The 24,506-nt window shown below is 62.8% G+C and carries 20 protein-coding genes; 8 read left to right on the top strand and 12 right to left on the bottom strand.

The window, feature by feature from the left end:
* Positions 1–17: 17 nt before the first annotated feature.
* Together P3T40_RS29335 and P3T40_RS29330 are read right to left on the bottom strand one after the other, a co-directional pair.
* Entirely contained in the window at positions 18–1,913 is a 1,896-nt protein-coding gene (locus tag P3T40_RS29335) for a methyl-accepting chemotaxis protein (protein WP_429271207.1), read from the bottom strand.
* 244 nt (positions 1,914–2,157) lie between these two features.
* Positions 2,158–2,538, bottom strand: coding sequence for a DUF5594 family protein (locus P3T40_RS29330; RefSeq protein WP_429271206.1), 381 nt, complete (start codon positions 2,536–2,538; stop codon positions 2,158–2,160).
* Between the two features lie 200 nt (positions 2,539–2,738).
* Between P3T40_RS29330 and P3T40_RS29325 the strand changes: the two genes are divergently transcribed.
* From P3T40_RS29325 to P3T40_RS29315, 3 genes are all read left to right on the top strand, one after another.
* The gene (locus P3T40_RS29325) at positions 2,739–3,800 is read left to right on the top strand and encodes a hypothetical protein (RefSeq protein ID WP_429271205.1); all 1,062 of its coding nucleotides are present in this window, start codon (positions 2,739–2,741) and stop codon (positions 3,798–3,800) included.
* A gap of 332 nt (positions 3,801–4,132) precedes the next feature.
* Positions 4,133–4,615: a type VI secretion system tube protein TssD gene (gene tssD, locus P3T40_RS29320; RefSeq protein ID WP_429271204.1), complete on the top strand. Its 483-nt coding sequence runs from the start codon at positions 4,133–4,135 to the stop codon at positions 4,613–4,615.
* A 14-nt stretch (positions 4,616–4,629) separates the two neighbouring features.
* Positions 4,630–5,112 carry a DUF2778 domain-containing protein gene (locus tag P3T40_RS29315; RefSeq protein ID WP_429271267.1) on the top strand — a complete coding sequence of 161 codons (483 nt, stop codon included), beginning with the start codon at positions 4,630–4,632 and terminating at the stop codon, positions 5,110–5,112.
* Positions 5,113–5,536: 424 nt separating this feature from the next.
* Here P3T40_RS29315 and P3T40_RS29310 read toward each other — a convergent pair whose 3' ends face one another.
* A complete protein-coding gene (locus P3T40_RS29310) occupies positions 5,537–6,778 on the bottom strand; it encodes an alpha/beta hydrolase family protein (protein WP_429271203.1) in 1,242 nt (413 codons plus the stop codon).
* Between the two features lie 490 nt (positions 6,779–7,268).
* On the opposite strand from P3T40_RS29310, the gene P3T40_RS29305 reads away from it, so the two are divergent.
* The 4 genes from P3T40_RS29305 to P3T40_RS29290 are packed head-to-tail and all read left to right on the top strand — an operon-like array spanning position 7,269 to position 12,139.
* Positions 7,269–9,401: an FUSC family protein gene (locus P3T40_RS29305; RefSeq protein ID WP_429271202.1), complete on the top strand. Its 2,133-nt coding sequence runs from the start codon at positions 7,269–7,271 to the stop codon at positions 9,399–9,401.
* A 34-nt stretch (positions 9,402–9,435) separates the two neighbouring features.
* Positions 9,436–9,645, top strand: a complete 210-nt coding sequence (locus tag P3T40_RS29300; protein WP_429271201.1) for a DUF1656 domain-containing protein — start codon at positions 9,436–9,438, stop codon at positions 9,643–9,645.
* The gene (locus tag P3T40_RS29295) at positions 9,642–10,649 is read left to right on the top strand and encodes an efflux RND transporter periplasmic adaptor subunit (protein ID WP_429271200.1); all 1,008 of its coding nucleotides are present in this window, start codon (positions 9,642–9,644) and stop codon (positions 10,647–10,649) included. The genes P3T40_RS29300 and P3T40_RS29295 overlap by 4 nt, the downstream gene beginning before the upstream one ends.
* Positions 10,646–12,139 (top strand): efflux transporter outer membrane subunit, encoded by a 1,494-nt coding sequence (locus P3T40_RS29290; RefSeq protein ID WP_429271199.1) that lies wholly within the window; start codon positions 10,646–10,648, stop codon positions 12,137–12,139. The genes P3T40_RS29295 and P3T40_RS29290 overlap by 4 nt, the downstream gene beginning before the upstream one ends.
* Before the next feature lie 117 nt (positions 12,140–12,256).
* Here P3T40_RS29290 and P3T40_RS29285 read toward each other — a convergent pair whose 3' ends face one another.
* From P3T40_RS29285 to P3T40_RS29260, 6 genes are all read right to left on the bottom strand, one after another.
* Positions 12,257–12,700 (bottom strand): PRC-barrel domain-containing protein, encoded by a 444-nt coding sequence (locus tag P3T40_RS29285; RefSeq protein WP_429271198.1) that lies wholly within the window; start codon positions 12,698–12,700, stop codon positions 12,257–12,259.
* Between the two features lie 203 nt (positions 12,701–12,903).
* Positions 12,904–13,725 (bottom strand): alpha/beta fold hydrolase, encoded by an 822-nt coding sequence (locus tag P3T40_RS29280; protein WP_429271197.1) that lies wholly within the window; start codon positions 13,723–13,725, stop codon positions 12,904–12,906.
* A gap of 195 nt (positions 13,726–13,920) precedes the next feature.
* Positions 13,921–15,642: a ubiquinone-dependent pyruvate dehydrogenase gene (gene poxB, locus P3T40_RS29275; protein ID WP_429271196.1), complete on the bottom strand. Its 1,722-nt coding sequence runs from the start codon at positions 15,640–15,642 to the stop codon at positions 13,921–13,923.
* Between the two features lie 304 nt (positions 15,643–15,946).
* On the bottom strand, positions 15,947–16,795 hold the full coding sequence (locus P3T40_RS29270; protein ID WP_429271195.1) for a transglutaminase family protein: 849 nt from the start codon (positions 16,793–16,795) through the stop codon (positions 15,947–15,949).
* Positions 16,796–16,803: 8 nt separating this feature from the next.
* Positions 16,804–17,745 carry an alpha-E domain-containing protein gene (locus tag P3T40_RS29265; RefSeq protein ID WP_429271194.1) on the bottom strand — a complete coding sequence of 314 codons (942 nt, stop codon included), beginning with the start codon at positions 17,743–17,745 and terminating at the stop codon, positions 16,804–16,806.
* Positions 17,746–17,810: 65 nt separating this feature from the next.
* Positions 17,811–19,223 carry a circularly permuted type 2 ATP-grasp protein gene (locus P3T40_RS29260; protein ID WP_429271193.1) on the bottom strand — a complete coding sequence of 471 codons (1,413 nt, stop codon included), beginning with the start codon at positions 19,221–19,223 and terminating at the stop codon, positions 17,811–17,813.
* 390 nt (positions 19,224–19,613) lie between these two features.
* On the opposite strand from P3T40_RS29260, the gene P3T40_RS29255 reads away from it, so the two are divergent.
* Positions 19,614–20,576 carry a substrate-binding domain-containing protein gene (locus tag P3T40_RS29255; protein ID WP_429271192.1) on the top strand — a complete coding sequence of 321 codons (963 nt, stop codon included), beginning with the start codon at positions 19,614–19,616 and terminating at the stop codon, positions 20,574–20,576.
* Between the two features lie 4 nt (positions 20,577–20,580).
* Here the strand turns inward: P3T40_RS29255 and P3T40_RS29250 are convergent, their stop codons facing one another.
* The 3 genes from P3T40_RS29250 to P3T40_RS29240 all read right to left on the bottom strand — a co-directional run bounded on the left by P3T40_RS29250 (position 20,581) and on the right by P3T40_RS29240 (position 24,472).
* Positions 20,581–22,737, bottom strand: a complete 2,157-nt coding sequence (locus P3T40_RS29250) for an FUSC family protein (protein ID WP_429271191.1) — start codon at positions 22,735–22,737, stop codon at positions 20,581–20,583.
* A gap of 121 nt (positions 22,738–22,858) precedes the next feature.
* Positions 22,859–23,545, bottom strand: a complete 687-nt coding sequence (locus P3T40_RS29245; protein WP_429271190.1) for an HAD family hydrolase — start codon at positions 23,543–23,545, stop codon at positions 22,859–22,861.
* Between the two features lie 114 nt (positions 23,546–23,659).
* Complete coding sequence (locus P3T40_RS29240; protein WP_429271189.1) at positions 23,660–24,472, bottom strand: hypothetical protein; 813 nt, start codon at positions 24,470–24,472, stop codon at positions 23,660–23,662.
* Positions 24,473–24,506 lie beyond the last annotated feature (34 nt).

The raw sequence follows: 24,506 nt of genomic DNA, 5'->3' as shown, positions 1-24,506 counted from the left end.
GCACAACGCGTGCTCGCTTAGTCCCGTGCCCGCAAACGGAACGCGGCCACCGTCTCGTTCAATTGCCGTCCTTGATCTTCCAGCGAACGGGAAGCCGCCGCGGCCTCTTCGACGAGTGCCGCGTTTTGCTGCGTGACGTCGTCCATCTGCGTGATGGCCAGATTGACCTGCGCGATCCCCCTGCTCTGTTCGTCGGACGCAGCCGCGATCTCGCCCATGATGGCCGTTACCTGCCCTACTGCATGCGTGACTTCCGACATGGTTTGCCCCGCTTGGGTGGCCAGCGCCGAACCCTGATGGATCTTGCCGACCGATGCGCCGATCAGTTCCTTGATCTCCTTGGCGGCGCTCGATGAGCGTTGCGCCAGACTGCGCACTTCGCTCGCCACCACCGCGAAGCCGCGGCCATGCTCGCCGGCACGCGCCGATTCCACCGCTGCATTGAGCGCGAGAATATTGGTCTGAAACGCGATGCCCTCGATGATGCCGGTGATATCCGCAATCCGGCTCGAGCTCTGGCTGATGTCGCCCATCGTCATCACGACCCGCTCCACCACATCGCTGCTGCGGCGCGCGACGTCCGACGCATTCGCGGCCAGCGAACTGGCTTCGCGCGCGTTGTCGGCGTTCTGTTTGACCGCTGAGGTCAGCTCCTCCATGCTCGCCGCGGTTTCCTCGAGCGCCGCGGCCTGCTGCTCGGTGCGCGCAGACAGATCGGCGTTGCCCGCCGAAATCTCGCCGGTGGCGACACGCAGCGTCTCGCTGTTGGCGCGGATGTTCAGCAGCACGCCATTGAGTTTTTCGACGAAGGCATTGAACTGTGCGGCCAGTACGCCGACTTCGTCGTCGCTCGTGACCGGCAATCGTTGCGTCAGATCGCCGTCGCCCGAGGCGATGTCCTGCATGCCGTTCGATACCTGACGCAGCGGCGCGGTCAGCCTGCGGCCCAACGCAGTAGTGAGCGCGAGTGCGGTGGCGAGCGCGATCAGGCCGGCTGCAATCAGGATCGCGCTCAGGCGATTCGCCGACGCCATCATCTCGCGGTGCGGAATCAGCCCGATGTATTTCCAGCCCAACTCAGGCGACGTATAGATGACGGCGTCGTAACGCGTGCCGTCGATATCAACCGACTGCGCGCCATTCGCGATGTCCGCCAGTTCGCGGTAGCCGTCGCCGAGGTCCTTGAGCGACTTGAAATTGTGCGACGGCTCGCGCGGATCGACAAGCACCGTGCCGCTGTCTTCGACCACCATCAGATAGCCAGTGTCGCCGAAGTGCACCTGGCCGATCATCTTCGCAAAGCCGTCGAGCGAGATGTCCATGCCGAGCACGCCGAGCGGTTTGCCCTGGCTGTCCTGGATGGTCCGCACGAAGCTGATGATGACGTTCTTATCGCCGCCCGTATTCGCGTAAGCGGGCGTGCGGCGCACGTCGCCTGCGGCCTGGGTGCCCTGGGTGAACCACGGGCGTTCGCGCGGATCGTAGTGATCGCTCGTGAATTTGCCCTTGGGCCACTGCACGTAGCCGCCCCACTTCGTGCCGATATAGACGTATTGCAGATCCGGGTGGCTGTCGCCGAAACGCTGCAGCAGATGGAAAATATCGGTTTCCACGCCGCCGTTGGTGTCGGGCGTCATCTGGCCGCCATGGGTCAGATAGTTCGTTACCGATTCGTTGGCCGACTGGACCAACGGTGTATCGGACAGAAACACGACGTTGTCGTGAATCCGCTTGAACGTCTCTTTAAGGCTGGCGTCGATCTGGCGAATCTGTCCGTTGCTCGCCTCGTTGAAATTGTCGATCGCCTGGCGGCGGACATTGAGTGTGGCAAACAGCGTGATCGCGAGAATCGTGGCCGCGAGCGCCGCGCCGAAAATGAGGCTCAGTTTGACTGCAATGGAGCGCATGCCCATGCGAAGGACTCCGTCCGGAAGGCGTTGGATATGTGACGGCAAGCGGCCAACAACACGGGGCAATGCCTCGGATGATTGAGGTTTATATGTGCCCCAAGTGCCCGAGGTGCCGAGGCGCCCCAAGTGTCCGCGCAGCTTGCGTCTCTTCCGTTTTATTACGGCGTCCTTGCGTCCCGTCTGAACGGGATTCATTTTAAATAATTGACTGATTCCGCAGCGGCATGCGCTGGGACGTGGACGACGGCTAAGCCTCGAAGTCCAGCCCCCCCAGCAACATCTCGATCTCGGCTTGCGTATGGGAGCGGAAATCCACGTCACGCGCGTTATGCCAGGCATCGAGCTTGCGTGGGAGTGCGTCCAGATAGCGTGAAAAGCGCGCCTCGCCGCCCTCGCCCATCAAGCGCTCGATCTCGTCGCTGTCCCAGGTGAGGTGCAGATTGAGCGGATGCGCATAGTGGCGCAGCGCTTCGATCGGCGTGGCCCACATCCTGATGCGGGTGGGATGGCCGTGGCCCTGGTAAGGCAAGACTTCCGTGTGAACGCCGGCATCGAACAGGCGAGCGATGGTCGCAGCGATACGAGGTGCAAATTCGTGGTCGAACCTGGCTACGGTCTCCGGATTCATGCAAGTCTCCATCACGATCTGCGAACCATCGTAGCACGAGCGCGCGGCGCGACGCGGCGCGCGGGTTGGACGTTCGCGAGGCTTGCACTTGAGGCTTACGCCGGAGCACCCGTGCGGCACCGTCATGTCCGAGCTTTCGCTTGTTGCCGTGGCAGCGGTTTTCTATAATCCGCGGCTGAATTGAATCTTGAGGACGGCAGATGCTGCAAACACGTTTCGCCATGCTGGCGTTGAGCCTTGGCGTACTTTCGACTCACGCGCAGGCTGACGACCTGATCGCCTCGCATCCGGGTGTCATGTGCGCCTCTGCCGATGCGCTGGCCCATCTCACGCTGCCGAGCGGCGACAGCCGCACCCATACTGCCGCACCGGAGCCTCAGATGCTGACTCTCGCGGCCTCGGGTGGTTGCATCGATATCAAGCCGGGCATCAGGGTGACGGCGCAAAAGGCCTTTAAAAACACCTCGGTTGTGACTTATCGTGGTCCGGACGCGCAGATCGATCAAACGTTCGTTGTCCCGAATATTGATTTTGTACCTGCGACGGGGGAGCACACGCAGACGGCTGCGGCTAACGCCGTGCAAGCTTCGACCCCTGGCTCCGGTTCGACAGCATCCGCCCCTGCACAAGATTATCGCGTTACGCAACGCGTGCCGACCATCGACCGGGCCGGCACGTTTCTCGAGATTCTCGAAGACGCGCGTATCACGCCCGAGCTGCACAAAACGCTGTGGGGAAGCGGCGCAAGCGCCGACGGGTTACCCGACGGCGTGAATCACGCTCCACTGTTGAATGCGCAAGTGCAACTCGTTTCGGCGGCGGATACGGTGCTCGCCAGCAGAAAGCTCGACTACCCGCTTGCCACGCTCGAACCCGCGCCGCTACATGGTTTGCCTTCACCCGCGTGGTTTCTGACCATCGATGCAACCGCGTCGATGGGTTCGTATAGCGGACCCGCCACCGAGATGCTGGCGCCGGCGCACAGCGGACTCGAACCCGTCGGCTACGAATCGGCGCAGGGCCAGGCCGCCCCGCTCGTGCTCGCGCGCACGGGCAAAGCCGACTGGAAAGTCGTACCGCCGCGCTCGGGTGCCACCGATGAGATCGAGGCCGTTTTCTGCGCGCCTGCGGATGGCGGCAACTTCGTCACCACGTATCGGACCTACAGCCTGGTCGACGGAAAGTGGCAAGCAGCTTCACGCGAACTGCGAGGGCTGTGGGAAAGCGATCGCCAGTTCCCGGCACGCCCGGATTTCCCTTGAGCTTGAGCTGGCGGAATCGGCGGGGCTGCGCGGCTGCACCCCCGCCCTCACGCGACCGCACTGTTCAGCACATGCTGCCGCTCAGCATAGACATTCCCTCCCGCCCCCTTCGCATTGCAATCTTCCAACGCGTGCTGCACCGCGTCCTGCATCGACTCCGAGTCGACAAAACGCCTCGCCCCTTGTCCTCGTGTGCAGGTCTTTGACCCAATGCAATAAGGATTAGCGCAGCGAGCAAAACGAGCAAAACGAGCAAAACCATTTTGACAAGTTTTGACAGCTACGGGCGATGACTCCCCTACATTCACATTTTTTAACGACGAGGTTTCAGCATGGCGACTCCCCTGCATCTCTGGTTGAAGGATGTCGGTGGCGCGAATATAAGAGGTTCGAGCATGGTCGCGGGTCGAGAAGGCAGTATTGAGGTTTTGGGGCTGACGCATTCAATATACGCACCCGCCGACCATACAACCGGAAATCTGATGGGCGGCCGTTCTCATCGACCGCTTACCATCGAGAAGGAGATAGACCGTTCGTCCGTCATGCTTAATTTGGCAGTTGTATTAGGTAAAACTTTGCAATCCGCCGAACTGAAATGGTATCGAGCGAACGACGCGGGCAAAGAAGAAGAATATTTCAACATGACCATGCGGAACGTCAAAGTTGTGTCCGTATCTCCTAAGGTTCCAAACATCAAAGAAGTGGCTTCGATACACCGGAACCACTTTGAAATAGTCGAGTTCCGTTATCAGGAAATAGCGTGGTCCTATCTCGACGGGAACCTGATTTTCAAAGATTCGTGGATGCTGATCTAGAAACGCACATACGAATGCCAGTACGCTGCTCTTTTTCACTGAATAACAGGGAATCGTCGCAACTCTACTGCTCTGGTTTCGGTTCGGTTAAAGCGTTTTCGGGAACCGCACGCGGGCGTGACAATCCGTATGCTACTGCATGGCCGGATGTTGGCCCGCTTCCCGCAGGGACTTACTACCTTGTTGACCGCCAGTCAGGCGGCACCCTTGGATGGTTGCATGACTGGATTGACGCGCACGGGTACGGAACGACTGACCGAACGAAATGGTTTATGCTCTGGAACCCGGACGGCGGCGATACAACGATGGTCAACGGCATCAAGCGAGGTGAATTCAGGCTGCATCCAATGGGCCCGCTTCGCTTAAGTCACGGTTGCATCACGGTAAACAGCCCGCTAGAGTTCGACAGCTTGCAACGCTACATTCGTTCCCGTGCGCCAGATATCCCTATTCCCGGTTCGACCATGAAGGCTTACGGCACGGTTGAGGTTCGATGATTCGCCTGATAAAGCGCGTCGCACTCGTAATCGCCTTCGTGGGTATATCGTGCGTTGGCGGTTGGGGCTTAGGGGCATTCATTGCGCGGTTCGCATTCGAAATGCCATTATGGCTATACCACGTGATCCGATTTGCCATTCAACTTTCCGGTCATGACGGACTGGACAATCTTGATGATATAGAGACGCTAGCGCTAGCGGGCATGATCGCCGTGTGTTGCATCGTCGTGGCAATCACGTTAGCGATTACCCTTCGGGTTGTCGCGCACTATGTCAGGAAGCGGCGAGCGGCAACGACGATATAGCGCAAAGAGCCGAGCATCGTTGCTCGGCGTTTTCTTACCTCTGCGGTTTTCCATCTGCACCTGAAGCGACCGGCACTTTCCGGCGCGCCCGGATCTTCCTTGAACCTAAGCGCGCCACCCTACTCGCCCACATGCTGCCCCTCAGCATAGACCTTGCACCCCGACCACTTCCCATTGCAGTATTCCAGCGCATGCTGCGCCGCCTCCTGCGTCGAACGTTCAATCAGACTGTACGAGCAGTGACCACCCTCGGCAATCACGAAGACCTTACCTTCATTGCGCGACGCGCCGTATGCATCGAACCGGTCCTGGCAGCCGGGGTTCAACCCAGGCGGCACCGGTAAAGCTGCGAGCGCGGGCAAATCGACCACGATCGCGGTCGGCAGATTCAAGCTCTTCAGAAACGGTTCCACCGTCGGCCACCAGGTTTGCACCGGCGCATCGTAGAGCAGTTCATGTCCGTCCTCGCCAAACGGCGGCAGCACCGCGAGCTGTCCCGGTGCGCCATGCGAGGTGTAGGCGCTCAACATCTGCTGGGCCAGTCCGGGGCTGAAATAGTGGTCGTTTTCCGACCACACCCACTGGCTTGGAATCTTCGCGGTCTCGCCATATTGCTCGATGGTCGCAATCAGTTGATCCGCGCGGCACACATAGTCGGGGCGCAGCGATCCGCGGCCACCGGCAAAATCCAGCACGCCCACCACACCCTGCGGATTGCGCGCCGCCGCCGCGAGCACTGCAAAGCCGCCGGTCGACTTGCCAAGCAGGATCACGCGCTGGGGATCCACCCAAGGTTGCGCGCGCAACGTTTCCAGCGCACCGAGCACGTCGTCGGCAGATGCCTTGCCCGTGCCGGGATAGTCCTCATGGTGACAGGTGCCCAGGCTCTCCGCATAGGGTCCTTCCGAGTGACCAAACCCGCGCCGCAGCACGACCACCGCTGCGTAGCCTCGCTGCGCGAACGCTACCGCTACGCTCAGCATCAGCTCCGGCGCGCGGTCCACGACGCCCGCACCAGCACCCGCACCGACACCGCGCGGCGTGCCCGGCGTCATCAGGACGAGCGGCAAGCGACCGGGGCGGTCGGGCCGAACGACCAGCGCTTCGAGCGTGGGCTTCGCGCCCTCCGGCAAACTGATCTGCAGGCCGATGCGCTCGCGCACCAGACCGGGCAACAGGGTTGCCTGGGACGACGTCATGCCACCCGGCGCCTGCGACACCGCGGCCCACTGCTGCGCCAGCGCGTGAAGCGGCACGCTCGCCACCGCGAGCAACAGGGCGTATGCGCGCAGGCGTTGCGTGGTCCGGCGCAGAAGCATTGCGCAACGCAGCCGGATGTCCTGGGCAGTTTGTTCACTCATTGTTAATTGCCTCTGCGGGTGTCGAGCCATGCGCCGGCGGCGGGAACCGTCCGGGCGAACTGGTCGTCAGTTTAGTCTGCGAACTGGCGAACGGTCTACGGCGCGCCACCTGCCGTCTGGTAGCCGAACAACGCATAGAGGTCGGCGCGTCTGGACGATCTATATGCAACGAGGGTGTCGCCGCATTGCAGCGAAGCGGCTTCCCAGCGCGCGGATTTGTCAGCCCAGAAAGCACTGTTTGCGGACGTCAACGCATAAGCGGGACAGACTCATTTATCATGCAATCTTTATACAAGTCCCACGGACGCACCGCCTCAGGTGGTCGCGCCGGATAAAAACCGGGCGTAAACTACCGGTGCTTCTCTATCCACCCGAGCCGATGCGAACCATGTCGAATCCCGCTGCAGAGCAGCCTGGCGTCCGCAGCCCTCGTGGGCTCGCCCGAGCATGGCGGCGTGCCGCGCCTGCGCCAGCCTCCGCATAGCGCCCCATGGTCTACCCCTCACTGCGCGACTGGCTCTTTTCCGTCAAGACATTTGCGGCGGCGATGCTCGCCCTCTACCTCGGGCTCGCCTTCCAGCTGCCGCGCCCTTACTGGGCCATGGCAACCGTCTACATCGTGTCGAATCCGTTTGTCGGCGCGACCCGCTCGAAAGCGCTTTATCGTGCGCTCGGCACCGCCCTCGGCGCATCGGCGGCCGTGCTGTTCGTACCGCCCTTCGTCGAATCGCCGTATCTCTTCAGCGTGGTGGTCGCCCTCTGGACCGGCACCCTGCTCTATCTCGCGATCTCGGACCGCACCGCGCGCGCCTACGTCTTTATGCTCGCCGGATACACCATGCCGTTGATCGCGTTGCCGGCGGTCTTCAATCCCATCAACGTGTTCGACCTGGCCATCACCCGCACCGAGGAAATCCTGCTCGGCATCGTGTGCGCCAGCGTGGTAGGCAGCGTGATTCTGCCGAATCGCCTCGCGCCGACGATCATCGAGCGCACCGATGGCTGGTTCCGCGACGCCGTCTTCTACGCCACCGAAACGCTATCGGGTCGCATTGCGGGCGCGTCGATTTCGGCCTGCCGCCAACGGCTCGCCTCCACCGTCAACGCCCTCGAGCTGCTGCTGAGCCAGCTCGCCTACGACGACACCCGGCCCGACGTCCTGAATCGCGTCCATGCATTACGCGGCCGTATGCAATTGCTGCTGCCCATCATGTCGTCGCTCGCCGATCCGCTGGTAGCCTCGCTTCGCGGCCAGCGGGAGCGCCCCCCCGGACTCGAGGCGCTGCTCGCAGACGTCATCAAATGGATCAATACGCCGTTGCGCCCGGCAAGCCAGGGCGTGCGGCCCTACCCCGAAGCCGACGCCCTGCGCGAGCGCATCGCCGCGTTGCAGCCACCGCCTGCGGAACTCGCAACGTGGGACGGCGCACTGCTCTCGAATGCCTTGTGGCGCCTGGAACAGGTGGTCGATGTCTGGCAGGACTGCCGTGCCCTGCGCCACCTCATCACGGCAGAAAGTGGCACGTGGCAGCCGCGCTTTCATCACTGGCGGGTGGGCGGCACGGAGCGCTATTTCGACCGCGGCATCATGCTGTTCTCAACCGGCTCGGCGTTTGGCGCCATTGTCCTCGCCTGCGCGCTCTGGATCGGTTCGGGCTGGAACGACGGTGCCAGCGCGGTCACGCTGGCAGCCATCGCCTGCTGCTTCTTCGCGGCGCTCGACGACCCCGCGCCGCAGGTTTTCAAGTTCTTCACGGCAACCGCCGCCAGTGTTGCGCTGGCGGGGCTCTACCTGTTCGTCGTGCTGCCGAACGTGCACGATTTCCCGATGCTCGTGATCCTGTTCGCGGGACCGTTCATTCTGGTCGGCACCCTGATCCCGCGTCCGCAGTTCAATCTCGCGACCATGCTGGTGGCCGTGAACACCGCTACCTTCATCAGCATCCAGGATGCCTATGACGCCGATTTTTTCATCTTCCTGAACAGCAACCTCGCGGGTCTCGCGGGCCTCCTGTACGCCTACCTGTGGACCCGTGTGACACGGCCATTTGGCGCCGAACTTGCGGCAGCCCGCCTGATGCGTTCAAGCTGGGCGGACGTGGTGCTGAGCGCCTCGAAGGCGCCGATCGAAGATCAGCGCAACCTCGCCGCGCGCATGTTGGACCGCCTGATGCAACTGATCCCGCGACTCGCCGCAACCGACGACAACTTCCACCCGTCCATCGAAAGCTTCCGCGATCTGCGCATCGCGTTTAACGCGGTCGACTTGCGCCGCCTGCGTCCGAAGCTAAGTGGCGAGGCGCACGCTGCGATCGACGGTGTGCTCGACGGTATCCGCAGTCACTTCGAGACCTGCGTGACCCGCCGCACGCGCCAGCCGGTGCCCGAGAGCCTGATGTCCTCCATCGACGTGGCGCTCGCGCGCGTCACCGCACTTGGGCTCGCTAATGCCGCGGCCAACGCGCCCAATACGGCCACCAGCGTGGCCACCAGCGCGGCGGGCCCGGCGCGGCAACTGCGCGATGCGCTGCATGCGCTGGTGGGCTTGCGCCTCTCGCTGTTTCCAGCCACGATCGCTTCGTTGACCCCGCCTGCTCCGCCCAAAGAGGAACCTGCCGCCTGATGAGCCCATTGACCTCACCGCAGAGTTTCAGACCATGATCGGCGAAATCGATATTTTCGGCGTGTTCGTGCCGACCGTGCTCGTGCTGATGTTCGTCGCCTATCTGATCAATCTCGTCATCCGCACGGTGCTGGCACGCACCGGCTTTTACCGCTTTGTCTGGCACCGCTCCATTTTCGATCTCGGCATCTATGTGCTCGTGCTGGGTCTTGTCGTCATCGTTTCGCACCGGTTCATAACGTGAAAAAAACCTGGTTCTCCTTTGGTCAGATCCTGCTGACCCTGATCGTCGTCGTGGTTGCGGGCCTCGTGCTGTGGAAGCTGGTCAACTACTACATGTTCTCGCCATGGACGCGCGACGGCCGCATCCGCGCCGACATCATCCAGGTGGCGCCCGACGTGTCCGGTCTGATCACCGAAGTGGACGTGGTCGACAATCAGCAGGTCAAACAGGGCCAAACGCTGTTCGTGATCGACCAGGCGCGCTACACGCTCGCGTTGCAGCAAGCGGAAGCCACGGTCCAGCAACGGCGCGCCACGCTCGATCAGGCGCGCCGCGAAGACGTGCGCAACCATCAGTTGGGCGACCTGGTGGCGCGCGAGGTAGCGGAAGAAAGCCGCTCACGCGTCGAAACGGATGAGGCGGCGCTCGCCGATGCGCAGGTCGCGGTCAATACCGCGCGCCTGAATCTGCAACGCACCCACATCGTCAGTCCGGTGGACGGCTATCTGAACGACCGCGCGCCCCGCACCGGCGAGTACGCCTCGGCCAGCCGGGCGGTGCTGTCGGTCGTGGACATGCATTCGTTCCGCGTGGACGGCTACTTCGAGGAAACCAAGCTCTCCGGCATCGATATCGGTCAGGCCGTGGACATCAAGATCATGGGCGAGCCGGGTCTGCTGCGTGGGCACGTGGCGAGTATCGTGTCCGCTATCGAGGACCGCGACCGTGCGGAGGGCTCGAACCTGCTGCCGAACGTGAACCCGGCCTTTAGCTGGGTGCGCCTCGCGCAACGCATACCTGTGCGCGTCGCGCTCGACGACATCCCGAAGGATTTCCGCATGATTGCCGGGCGCACCGCCACGGTGTCCGTGCGCGGACTCGCGCCTCCAGGGGGGACGCGGGGCGCGGTGGATCACACGGCGTCGTCGGCTGCGCAAGCGGGTTCGCCAGCTTCGGCTCAGGCGGCCGCTGAGCAACCTGCTGTGCAACCTTCGGTACAACCTGCAGCGAGCGCCGCAAAATGAAGCTGTCGCGTGCACGTCTCTCTCTGCGATCGACGCCGTTGGCGCCGTTGGTGCCACTTGCGCCTCTCGTGCTTGCGCTCGCCGCCTGCACCGTCGGCCCGAATTATTCGTTGCCAAAGGCCGCGGTCGTCAATGCGCCTTTCGTCGACGCGCCGTTGCCGGATGTCGACGGCGCACACGTATCGCAGCAACCGGTGCCGCCCGACTGGTGGCACCTCTATGACGACCCGGTACTCGAGCAACTGGTGAACGAGGCCCTGCAGTCGAACACCGACTTGCGTGTCGCCGCCGCAAATCTTGCACGTTCGCAGGAGGCGCTCGGCGTTGCTGAGGCTCAAGGCGGCTTCTCCGGCAGCGCGGAGGCAGCATTCGCTCGCGCGCAGGAATCCGGTCAGCAATACCTGATCTTCAGCAAGATTCCGGTCGCAAACGAAGGCGATTTGGGCATCCGCGTCTCGTATGAATTCGATCTGTTCGGCAAGTTGCGCCGCGGGGTGGAAGCGGCGAACGCCGACAGCGAAGCGACCCGGGCAGCGGCCGATCTCGCGCGAATCACCGTGGTGGCCAACGTCGTGCGCTCCTACATCGAGAACTGCTCGGCGGCGGAAGAACTGGTCATCGCGCAGAAGTCACTGGCGCTGCAGAAGGAACGCGTGGACGTTTCGCGGCGTCTGCGCGATGCAGGCCGCGGCAATCAGCCGGATGTGACGAGCGGACAGACTCAGGTCGAGTCGCTGACGGCCGATATTCCGCGCTACACGGCGCGCCGCAAGATCGCCCAGTATCAGCTCGCGATGCTGCTCGCGCGTGCGCCATCCAATCTGCCCCCTGCCGTGCTCACGTGCAACAAGGTGCCGCAGATCAAGCAGGCGCTGCCGGTCGGCGATGGCGCCGCTTTGCTCAAGCGCCGCCCCGATGTGCGCGAAGCCGAACGCCAACTCGCGGCTTCGACGGCGCGCATCGGCGTCGCCACCGGCGCGCTGTATCCCACCGTGAGTTTCGGAGCCGGGACCGGGACGACCGGCCTTGCCGCAGATCTCGGTGATTCGCAAACCAATTACTGGCGATTCGGACCCCTGATCAGTTGGACTTTCCCGACCAACGGTGCGCGCGGTCGCGTACGCGAGGCGCAGGATGCGAGCACGGCGGCGCTCGCGCACTTCGACGGCGTGGTACTCAACGCACTGCGCGAAACGGAGACGAACCTCGCCACCTACGTGTCCGACTACACGCGTGCCGATGCGCTGCGTGCGGCGCTGAAGTCGGCCACCGAGTCGGCTAGCGAAACGCACCGCCTGTATGTGGCCGGCCGGGAGTCGTTTATTTCGGATCTGGATGCGACGCGCACGCTGACTTCAGTCCGCTCGCAGGTGGCTGCGGCCGAAGGACAGGTCGCGCTCGACCAGGCGAATCTGTTCCTCGCGCTCGGCGGCGGGTGGGAGACGGAGACGGTGGCGGACGCAGGCAAGCCCGCGGGCGCCGTGAAGTAACGGGCAGTGGCACAGACGGGCGAGCAACGCCACGGGTCCTGGTGGACCCGGTCAGGCGCCCTGCCACCGCGTACAAGACGCGTCAGATGCAGCGGTCTCAGTGGCGTGCAGTGGAACTCAGTGATGTTCCGAAAACTCAGACCGCGCCATTGGCACCGTGGCCACATGCGCATACTGGAACGCCGGCATTGCCTTGATCGCCTCACGGGTACCGCCGGGCAGCGTCAGCTTGCCTTTCACGAAGTCGAGTTGATCGATCGGCACTGCGACGTCATGCTGCGAGACACCGGCAAACTGATGCGCCGCGATGATCGCGAACGAAGCGGACTTGTCCGGTGCAATGATGATGTCGTGCACAACACCGATCTGCTCGCCGCTGTCATTGACCACCGGCTTGCCTAGAATCGCCTTCTTCACGCTCCAGCCGCGCACAATCAATTCCGACTCCGACACGCTGATGCCGATCGGCTGGGAACCCGCCACCTGGGCACGCGCCTGCAGGCACGCCACGCTGAGCGTGGAGCTGAGCAGGAGGGCCATCACAAGCTGTGATTTTTTCATGATCGTTCTTCCTGTTAGAGAAAAGCACCAAGGCACGACTGCAGTCCGGCTGCTCCTAAGCATAATTGCTGCGTTGCAAAATGCCATCGAATTGCGATGAAATTTTCTGAATGCACGCGGATACGTGATCTGCGAAAGCTAACGGCTCGCGGTCCGGGCACCGCGAGCCTGCCTTACGATTCATACTGCGTTTGCGTACTGCGTTACGACTGGATGAACGCGAGCAGATCGGCGTTGACCTGCGCCGACTCGGTCGTACACATGCCGTGCGGTGCGCCCGGATACACCTTGAGCGTCGCATCCTTGACGATCTCGACCGACTTGCGTCCTGAACCGTCCAACGGCACGATCTGATCGTCATCACCTTGCAGGATCAACGTGGGCACGTCGATTTTTTTGAGGTCGTCGGTGTAATCGACCTCCGAAAACTGCTTGATGCACTCATAGAGCCCGAGCACGGACCCCGCCATCCCTTCGCGCCAGAACTCGTCGATTACGCCTTGCACGACTTTGGCACTGGGCCGGTTGTAGCCATAGAACGGCAGCGCAAGATCCTTGAAGAACTGCGAGCGATTGTTCATCGTACCGTCGCGAATGCCATCGAAGACTTCCAGCGGCACACCTCCCGGGTTGGCCTCGGTCTTCAGCATGAGAGGCGGCACAGCAGAGATCAGGACCATCTTCGACACGCGCGACGTGCCGTGACGGCCCACGTAATGCGAGATTTCGCCTCCGCCGGTTGAATGGCCCACGAGCATCGCGTCTTTCAGATCGAGGGAGTCGATCACGGCCGCCAGGTCATCTGCATAGGTGTCCATCTCGTTGCCGGTGCCGGTCTGACTCGATCGGCCGTGGCTGCGGCGATCATGGGCGATCACGCGATATCCTTTCTGCAGCAGAAACAGCATCTGCACATCCCAGGCGTCGGCGCACAGCGGCCAGCCATGCGAGAAAACGATTGGCTGACCCGTGCCCCAGTCCTTGTAGTAGATGTCTGCGCCGTCCTTGGTAGTAACGAAACTCATGGCATGTGCTCCTGTATGGTCGGGTGATGGCCGGCGCCACGGTTCGCGGCGGTCCCGGCGGGCATTCAGGATGCCATCAAATAGGCATCCTTATGTTTCTGCTTTCACGTTCACTTCGCTTGGCTTCGTGCCGGGCAGCTGGCCGGACATGTCTTGCACGTCCAGCCAGGCACCGTTGTTGTGCCTCACCCGCGCTCAGCGCAGGTTGGTCTTTGCCAGCTCGACGATCTCGTCGCCGCGTCCGCTCAGGATCGCGCGCATCATGTACAGGCTGAAGCCCTTGGCCTGCGCGAGTTCGATCGTAGGCGGCATGGCAAGCTCATGTTTGGAGGTCACCACATCCACCAGCGCCGGCCCAGGATGAGCAAACGCCTGCCGCAGCGCCGCCTCCACGCCCTCCGACTCCTCGACCCGGATGCTGTAGATACCGGCGCCCTGCGCGATCGCGGCAAAGTCGGTCTTGCTCAGATCGACATTGGTATCGAGGAACCCGGCCGCCTTCAACTCCATCGAGACAAAGCCTAGCAGACTATTGTTAAAGACCACTACCTTGATCGGCAAGTCGAGCTGGCGCGCAGTGAGCAAGTCGCCAAGCAGCATCGACAGTCCACCATCGCCCGACAGCGACACCACCTGCCGCTGCGGATGGCCGGCCTGGGCGCCGAGCGCCTGCGGCATCGCATTCGCCATCGAGCCATGATTGAACGAACCGTGCAACTGACGCTTGCCGTTCATCGTCAGATAGCGCGCGGCCCAGAGGGTCGGCGTGCCGACATCGGCGGTAAAGATGGCGTCTTCGCTCGCCGCCTGATCGATCATACGGGCCAGATACTGCGGATGGATCGGCCTGCCGGGACCTGCAGGCGTCGCGAGATCGTCGAGTCCCTTGCGCGCTGACGCGTAGTGTTTGCGGGCATTGTCGATGAAGCGGCGGTCCGTCTTGCGTGTGACCTTCGGCAACAAGGCTGCGACCGTCTCCTTGACGGTGCCAACGAGGCCGAGCGCGAGCGGCGCACGCTTGCCAAGCTGCGAGCCCTTGTGGTCGATCTGCACGATCTTCGCTTCAGGTGGATAGAACGGCCGATACGGGAAATCGCAGCCCAGCAGAAGCAGCGTCTCGCATGACATCATCGCGTGGTAGCCCGAGCTGAAACCGATCAGCCCGGTCATGCCCACGTCATACGGGTTGTCGTATTCGATGAACGGCTTGCCGCGCAGCGCATGCACAATCGGCGCACCCAGCGCGTCCGCGAGCGCGACCACCTCGTCATGGGCCCCCGCTACACCGCTGCCGCACATAATGGTCACCGCTTCGCAGCCGTTCAGCATCGACGCGAGGCGTTCGAGATCGGCTTCGGCCGGCACGATCGTGTGCGGCGAACTGTTGCTCCATTGCGCGGCTTCGCTGGGTCCTTCACTTAGGGCGACATCTCCCGGCAGCACGATCACCGCCACGCCGCGTTCCTCGATGGCTGTGCGCATCGCCCGTTGCAGCACACGTGGGAACTGCGAAGCATTGGAGACCAGTTCGACGAAATGACTGCACTCCTTGAACAGCTCCTGCGGATGCGTTTCCTGAAAGTAGCCGAGGCCGATTTCCGTAGACGGAATATGCGCGGCAATGGCCAACACCGGTTGCTGGTTACGATGGCAATCAAACAGACCATTGATCAGATGCAGATTGCCTGGGCCGCAACTGCCGGCGCAGACAGCGAGCTTGCCGGTGGAGGCCGCGTCGGCACCCGCGGCAAATGCCGCGACCTCTTCGTGACGGGTATGCATCCAGCGTATCGAGCCGAGCTGGTCGAGGCTGTACGCCAGTCCGTTCAGGCTGTCGCCAGTCACTCCCCAGATGCGCTCGACGCCTGCAGCAGCGAGTGTTTTTGCCAGATAGTCCGCGATGGTATGCCGAGCCATACGTTACTCCTTGACGACAGCGTCAACCGAACCCTGCGCGATGAGCACGCAGCCCTGAGTTCGGCGACCTTGTTAGGAAACGGTAAGAGGCGACGCATGGTTGCGCCCAAGAGCGTGGCGGCGTCGATCATGCTCCGGCCAGGGCCGGACGTAGCCGCACGATTGAGCTTAGTTTATGGAATCAGAACTTAAAAGTCCTGAAACGAAGTTAACGCCGGTTGGCGCCGCGGCCCGGATCGCCGCACCGTTTTGGGCCAGCGCCGAAGGGCGACACGCCCTCGGGAAGTTTTTTTAGTTCTAGTTTTTAGTTCTGGCTCTGGCTCTGATTTTGGCTCTGGCTCTGACTCTGGCCCGGCACTTGCGTCACGCTGATCTCGACCGTCAGCGTCTCCGCCCCTTGTCCGGAGCGCACGCCGGACACGGGCATCGCATCGCGGTAATCGAGGCCGGTCGCCGTGCGCACATAGCGATCGTCCGGGCATGTGTCGTTGGCCGCGTCGAAGCCGACCCAGCCCAGCCCGTCGACATGCGCCTCGGCCCAGGCGTGGCTCGCGCTCTGCTGCGCCACATCTTCCATCAGCAGATAACCCGAAATGTAGCGGGCCGGCACGCCTAGCTGCCGCGCCGCGGCGATGAACGCATGCGTGTGATCCTGGCAGACGCCGGAACCGTCGCGCAGGGCCGTCTCCGCGTCCGTGCCGACCCCGGTGCTGCCGGGTTTGTAGACGATCATCGTGTGGACCGCATTCATCAACCTGTGCAGCGAGTCCAGTTGTCCGCTGCTCGCACGCACGCTCTCTGCGAGCGCCTGCACGCGCTCGCCCGGCTTGGTGAGCAGCGTTTCACGCTCGTAGATCCAGGGCGGTGTCGTATCGTAGGTGACGCCGTAGATGCCGGCCATGTCCACGGTCTCCACCGTTCCGGCCGCGACGATGACAATCTCGAGCTTGTTGCGCTCGTGACGCACGAGGTCGGCGCGATTGCCGAAGCCGTCGGTCCAGCTCGTGCCCGGCTCGACCCCATCGACCGTCACGCGCCACTCGAGCACGTTCTGCCCTGGGCCGGACTGGGGACGCAGCCGAAGGCGCTGCAATGCATAAGGTACCGGTTGCTCGTACTGATAGTGGGACGTGTGATGAATCGCGATACGCATGGCCGTACTCAATCGAAGTTGTAGGTCTCGGCGATTTCAAAACCAAGCCGGTTGTTCTGCGCGATGAAGCCGGTGAGAAACTCGTGCAGGCCATGGGAAAAGATCTGCTTGACCGTATTGTCTCTCAGCGTGGCAAGCGTCCTGTCCGCAGTCTTCTGGCAGTCGTGGTTGACGCCGTAGTCCTGCGCCAGATAGCGCAGGTTGTCGACGATGTTCAGATAGCAGAAGTGCAGCGAGCGCGGCATGCGTCCGTTGAGGATGAGGTAATCGGCAATGTTGACTGGCTTGTACTGCACGTCGTAGACCCAGCGGTAAGAACGGTGCGCGTCAACCGAGCGCAGGATCGACTCCCACTGATAGTTGTCGAGCGTCGTGCCGACGTACGAAAGCGAGGGCAGCAGCAAATGATATTTGACGTCGAGAATGCGCGCCGTATTGTCGGCCCGTTCGATGAAGGTGCCGATACGGGAAAAATTGAAAATCTCGTTTCTGAGCATGGTGCCGTGAAAAGCGCCCCGAATCTGCGCGGATTCGCGCTTGATGCGATCAAGCACGGCCGGCAGATCACTCGACGGCACCGGCGCGGCCAGCACCCGCCTGATCCCCATCCAGGCTTCGTTGACGCTCTCCCATGTCTCGCGGGTCAGCGCCGTGCGCACCATGCGTGCGTTCGAGCGCGCCGCTTCGAAGCAGGACAGTACACTCGACGGGTTGTCGGTGTCGCGCAGCAGATAGTCGGGGACGGTGGCGGCCGTACAGGTGTCGTGCTTCTGCTTAAAGCCTGCTTCCGTGCCGGATGTCACGATCACCGACGACCACGTCGCCGGCGCATCCGTGCTTCGTGTCAGCGCCATGCGCAGTCCCGCATCGACCACCCGTGCGATGTTTTCCGCGCGCTCGATATAGCGGTGCATCCAGTAGAGCCCGCTTGCTGTGCGTCCAAGAAGCATGTGCTGTCCTAATCCAGTTTCTGTTTATCACCCGCTGTTTTGCCGCTTATTGGCTGCCTGTTGCCTCAGTCGCCCAGCACCCACGTATCCTTGGTGCCGCCGCCCTGGCTCGAATTGACCACCAGCGAACCCTCCTTCAGCGCCACCCGTGTCAGGCCACCCGGCGTAATGCGAATCTGGTCCGAAACCAGCACGAAGGGCCGCAGATCCACGTGACGTGGTGCAAGCCCCTTCTCGGTCAGGATAGGCGTGGTCGACAGGGCAAGCGTCGGTTGCGCGATGTAATTGTTCGGACGCGCACGCAACTTGGCGGCGAAGTCTTCGCACTCCTTCTTCGAGGCCGCAGGTCCGACCAGCATCCCGTAGCCGCCGGAGCCGTGCACTTCCTTGACGACCAGTTCCTCGAGATGGTCCAGCACGTACTTCAGGCTGCTCGGCTCGGAACAGCGCCACGTAGGTACGTTTTCCAGAATCGATTGGCGGCCCGTATAGAACTCGACGATCTCGGGCATATACGAATAGATCGCCTTGTCGTCGGCAATGCCGGTGCCGGGTGCATTGGCAATCGTAATGTTGCCCGCGCGGTAGACGTCCATGATGCCGGGCACGCCCAGCACGGAGTCGCTGCGGAACGTCATCGGGTCGAGGTAGGCGTCGTCCAGACGCCGGTACAGCACGTCGATCGGGCGGAATCCCTCAGTGGTGCGCATCGCCACATGACCGCCCACCACCTGCAGATCGCTGCCCTCGACCAGATGCACGCCCATCTGGTCGGCCAGAAACGCATGCTCGTAGTAAGCGGAGTTGTGAATGCCTGGCGTCAGCACCGCGATCGTCGGATTGTCGTGGTTGCCGCCAGGCGGGCAAACGGCCGCGAGCGACTGGCGCAGCAACTCGGGATACGCTTCGACCGGCCGCACCTTGACCTGCTGAAACAGCTCCGGGAACAGCTTCATCATCGTCTCGCGGTTCTCCAGCATGTAGGAGACACCGGAGGGGGTGCGCGCATTGTCCTCGAGCACGTAGAACTGGTTTTCGGCAGTCCGTACGATATCGACGCCGATGATGTGCGTATAAACATTCCCCGGCGGACGAAAACCGATCATCTCCGGCAGAAAGGCTTCGTTCTGCGCGATCAGCTGCTTCGGGATACGGCCCGCACGCACGATCTCCTGACGGTGATAGATATCATCCAGGAAGGCATTGAGCGCCATCACGCGCTGCTCGATGCCTTGCGACAGGCGCGTCCATTCCGGCCCGGAGATGATGCGAGGAATGATGTCGAACGGAATCAGGCGCTCGGCCGCCTCCTGCTCGCCGTAAACGGCGAACGTAATGCCGGTTCTGCGGAACACGCTCTCCGCGTCCTGCGCCTTTTGCGCAAGGTTCGCAGGATGCTGCGTATCGAGCCATTGCTTGAGCAGTTCATACGGCGCGCGCACTCCGGCTGCGGAGAGCATCTCATCGAATGGCGTCACTTCAGTTCTCCGTCGTTGTCGCAGGTGTTACGGGTATTGCTGTGGTTTCTTTCATGGTTGTTGCAGGTTGCCCGGCGCAACCGTCCACGTGCCATTAGGATAGTCGAAAGCCATCGCTCCCCGCACGCCGATCAAAAATACCAGCCAGGCAGCGTGTGTCGCGGTTTCCTGACAAGAATTAACAGTCGCGGTAGTCGGGACCCACTCAACGTACGCCTCGCGGGTCGCCATGGAGATCGCGGCTTGGTGTTTACCCTGTTCCCAGCCGGAGTTGAATGGAGGAAATGCCGGAGGTGCTGGCGCCAGGCGAGGCTGTATCATTCCGGTGCGCTAACCGTCGGCGCCCACCAGCAGAGGTCGACGCGCCCCGCGCACAAGGAAAGGAAGCCCATGGTACAAAAGACACGCCGGCGCGTGCTCATGGCCGGCGTACTTGCAGCGTCCGGCCTGGCAGTTTCGACGATTGCTGAAGCCATACCGAATGGCAAGTTCACGATTGCCCTCGTGCTGAAGTCGCTCGCCGATCCGTTCTCGGTCGCCATGTCGAGCGCCGCTGAAAACTATCAGAAGCACTTCGCCTCGCAGTTCGACCTGAATGTGGTCGGCACCGCAACCGAGCTCGACACCGCCACCCAGATTCGCATCGTCGACGACTTGACCGACGCGCACACCAGCGCCATCGTGCTCGCCCCGACCGATTCGAAAGCGCTTGTGCCGGCCGTCATCCGGGCGATCAACGCGGGTGTGATCGTGATCGCCATCGACAATCCGCTCGACGAAGCGGACCTCGACGCCGCTCACCTCGCGGTGCCGTTTGTGGGCCCCGACAACCGCAAGGGCGCGGAGATGGTGGCCAACTATCTGGCGACGAAGTTGAACCGCGACGACGAAGTCGGGATCATCGAGGGCCTCACCCGCGACCGCAACGCCCAGCAGCGCACCGAGGGTTTCAGGAGCGCGATGGATGCGGCCGGCATGAAGGTGGTCGCCGTCGCGCCCGGCGACTATGTCTATGCCAAAGGCGAAGCCGCCGCCGCGACGATGCTGGCGCAGCATCCGCGGCTTCGCGCCTTGCTATGCGGCAACGACAATATGGCGACGGGCGCCGTCGATGCGGTTCGCAACGCGCATCGAACCGGTAGTGTGTACATCACCGGCTACAACAACAATCCGGCCATCAAGGCGCTGCTCAATAGCGGACGGATCCTCGCCACAGTCGATCAGTTCGCGGCGCGGCAAGCCGTGTTCGGCGTCGACGTGGCGCTCAAGGCGCTCACGGAACAGACCCGCCAGCAGGACCTGTCGCCTTTCATCGAAACGCCTTTGCAACTGGTCAAAAGCGGCGCTCGCTGAGCTTTCACGACGCAGCCGCTTCCCGCGCACCCTCCCCGGCGACGCTCGACTCCTCCACCAGCAGGCGGCGCAACTGCGAGACCTGATTGACGGCATCGGCCTCAGCCAGCGACAGGTGTTGGCGCGCAAACGCCGTGTAGTTCGCATCATGCGTGGCGCCGCGCAGCTGCGCGTCAATCTCGCGGCTCACCGCGGCGATCCAGTCGATCAGCGCGCCGTCGGCTCTCGCCTGATGCGCAGCGAAGCGCATGCGCGTCGCCGTACCGGCCGCACGGCGCAGCAGCGCGAGCGCGGTAACCGCAGCCCGGTCGGCCAGCGAACTCTCCAGGCGCTCGAGGCGCAGGCGGTTGAAGGCCTCTTCCGCGTTGTTGCTCGCGAGACCAGCGGCGCGGCGCAGCCGCTCCACTTCGCTGTCCTCGCCGCCGGCGTGCTCGAGCGCGCTCACCAGATAGTTGAGGTTGGCCTGCACGGCGTCGGCCAGCCGGATACGAAAATCGATCGGCTCGCGGCTCGGCCACAACACGAAGGTGGCGAGCAAGGCAATCGCACAGCCGAGCACGTTATTACCCAGCCGGGCGAGCGCGTAGATCAGCTCGCTCGCGCCCGGTGTGGCAAAGCCCGCCACCAGCACGAAGGTCGGCGTCAGGAACAGCACGAACAGGCTGTAGCTCACGGGGCGCAGCGCCATGGTGGCGCAGACCAGCGGAAACACGATCAGCGAGATGCCAATCGGCGAATGAATCGCGAAACCAATGCCGGCGGCCAGCAGACCTCCGGCGATGCTTCCCGCCGCCCGCTCGATGCTGCGCGGCCAGGTGGACGCAATCGACGGCTGCAGGATCAGCAGGATCGCCATAGTCGCCCAATAACCGAACGGCAGATGCAGGCCCCGCACGATCATGAATCCCGCCGTGACGGCGACCCCAACGCGCGCCGCATGCCGCAGTCCGATTGACTGCAGCGTCGCGTTGGCCTTGAGGGTCATCCATGCACGCGCCAGGTTGTCGGTGGCGGCCTGAACCCAGCTGGCGTCGCGCCGCGGCGCCGGCTCGAATTCGAGCGCGCCCGCGGCGCGCAGCTTGAGCGCCAATGGTTCGCCCAAGGCCGCTTCCAGCGATCCGGCCAGTTTTTGCAGGCGGCGTTGCAGCGCGGCGCGAGTTGCCCGCGCGTCTTTGACGACCGGCTTGTCGTTAGGCTCGCTGACGGCGCGACCGATCCGCAGCATCACCTCGGCTAGCGCGGACAAGAGACGCGCCGCGCGCCGCGGCTCATGCAGGGTGTGATGGCCGCGCTCGCAAGCATCGGTGACAGCGATCAAATACCCGAAGAGCCGCTCGGTATCCGCCAGCGCAAGCACCAGGTTCTCGTAAGTCTCGCGCTTGTCCAATCGCAAGTTCGGGACCCTGGCCAGCGCCTTGCGGGCCGTCTCGAGCGCGGCGCGGGCCTGACCGCGATAGGTCGCGGCATGCCGTGCCCAGTGGCCGAAGTCGGCCGATTCGCGACGCAGCAGACGGGCACTGTCCAGTGCGATGTCTGCGAGCCGCCCATAGACGGCACGCAAGGCGTCGCGGCTCGGGCCAAACGGATGGATCCGCCACACGGTCAGACTCAGCACCACCGCGAACAGGCATCCCGAGAGGTAGATGGCAAGGAACAGCAGTCCGTCGCGCGCGTGGTGCAACGGCTTCTCGACCATCACGACGCACGCGGTGGCCGCGAGGATCCCCACTTGCGCGGCCGCCGCTCCCCAGACCCGGGCGAGCGCGCCCGCCGTCGAAAACAGCAGGATCGCGGCGGTCGCGGCGAGCGTGCCGGCACCGGAGGCGAACGCGGTGATTCCGCCACATAGTGTGGACAGCAGCGCAAAACTTACCATCGATGCAAAGCGCATGCGATTGGAGCCGGCCGCGTCGGCAAGGCAGGTCCAGAACGCGCCGATCGCGGCCCACGCGAACAAAGGGTTGTGCAGCAGGTAGCCCAGCAACAGCATCGCCGTGGACGCGCACGCGGCCCTCAGCCCTTCGGACAGATTGGTCTCGTCCATCGCGAACGACACCATCCACACCGGCCGCCGGCGCGACACGTAGTCGCCCAGCGCGTGCAAAGTGTTCAACCGGCGGTTCGCCGCGTGCTTTGCCCTGCGGTTGAAATGACCAAACATTGCGCCTTGGGAATGGGAGAGCTACGTTCGGACGCGCATCAAGCCGCGTGTGTCGTCACGATTGCACGCTTCATCATTGCGGAATTCAAGATAATAAGGGTAAACCCTCTCCGCCCCGGCGCTATACGCCGCGCCATTGCGCGAGCAAGGCCGGCAACTGTTCCATGTCTTCGAACACCAGCGCGACGCCGGCTTCGCGCAACCCGTCGGGGGTGCTGTGGCTCAGGCTGGCGGGAGCGTAGCCGAACACCGTCGCCCCAGCAGCCACACCGGCGGTCGCACCGGTTATCGTGTCTTCCACGACCGCGCAACGCCGCGGGTCCACGCCCAATCCTTTTGCTGCAGCCAGGTACACATCGGGAAACGGCTTGCTGCGCGGCATTTCGTGTCCGCTGAAAACACGGCCTTCGAAGTATTCGAGCATGCCGGTCTTCTTCAATTGCATCTCGACCTTGTGCCGGTCGGCACCCGACGCCACCGCAATGCGGCCATCGAGCGCTTCGTGGAGCGCCCGAACGGCCGCGGGTGCACCGCTGATCTCGACGAGCTCGCGCTCGAGCGCCTCATTCCGGCGCTCCCTGAACCCTGTCAGCCATTCTTCCGTGATGGCCACGCCCGTGTTTGCCTCGATGCGTGGGGCTTCATCGCGCACCAGCTTGCCAATGAACAAACGCATCGTGTCTTCCACGCTAATCGACCAGCCTAGCTCACCCAGCATCTGCGCGAGCACGCGGTTAGTAATCAGTTCGGAATCGACGAGCACGCCGTCGCAGTCAAAAAGTACGGCGTCGAAAGGGAAGGAAGGCATTGTGGCAGGCATTTAGGCAATAGGCAGGAGGGTCTCGAAGAGGGTTAAGGATACTGTAGGTTGGGATTGCGCGCGTGCTGGCCCGAGACCAGCACACGCAGGAGTGCCCCCTATCTAGTCGTCTTTCGCCGTGTCGATCGACAAGATGTCGCGATAACTGCCGTGCAAGGAGAGCAGGATCAGCGCGCTGATCAGCGGCGTCAAAACCAGACCGCGCACGAGCATCGGCACGACCTGCGCGAGCATCGCGTCGGCCGCCAATACGACTGCATAAATAAGGGCAACCGGGCCGTTATGGAACACGGCGCGCAGGCTCGTGGTCATCGCATCAACCGGTGAAAACTTCTGCAGAACGATGAGCGCCGGCGCAAACCAGACCGCAGCAATGGCGATTGCAAAGACGATTGCGTGCAAAACGGGCTCAAAGGCACTGACCCGGTCATTGGGTTCGCCGAAGATGAGCGAGAAACTGTGGGCGCCGCTCGGCAGCATCGACGTCGCCAGTTTGACGTGCAGCAGTGCGAAGGATAACAACTGCCCCGTTCCAATCATCGCCGCGCACCCAAGCACGACGATCACTAGCGCCTTGCAATGACGGCCGAGGGCGCGACGTGTCTCGCCAGCGCTCCACTGAAACGGGTTGCGCCTGCCTGCCGGCGTCAGTATCGTGGCGCCCGCAACCACGGCCAGAAGCAGTGTTGCGAACAGCCGGTAAGGTGCGACCAGCTCAAGCGCCGTCGCGAGATCTGCACTGCCCAGAATCGCGGCGAGCCAGATCAACGGTCGCGCGCGAGCCATGGTCAACCCGTCAACCAGCCACTCCCCTATTCGCAGGACGCTCACGCTGCGGATCTCATGACTCGCCAACCCGTTCGCGCTCCGGGTAGGCCCAGTTTTCACGTCAATGCACAGGTCCTGCCGATCCATGACCGTTTCCTTTTTTTATAGCGAGAAAAATACT

The organism is Paraburkholderia sp. EB58 (genome assembly GCF_050436665.1).
Taxonomy (GTDB): domain Bacteria; phylum Pseudomonadota; class Gammaproteobacteria; order Burkholderiales; family Burkholderiaceae; genus Paraburkholderia.
The sequence above is the reverse complement of the archived record's forward strand: the minus strand, read 5'-3'. Positions and strand labels throughout refer to the sequence as shown.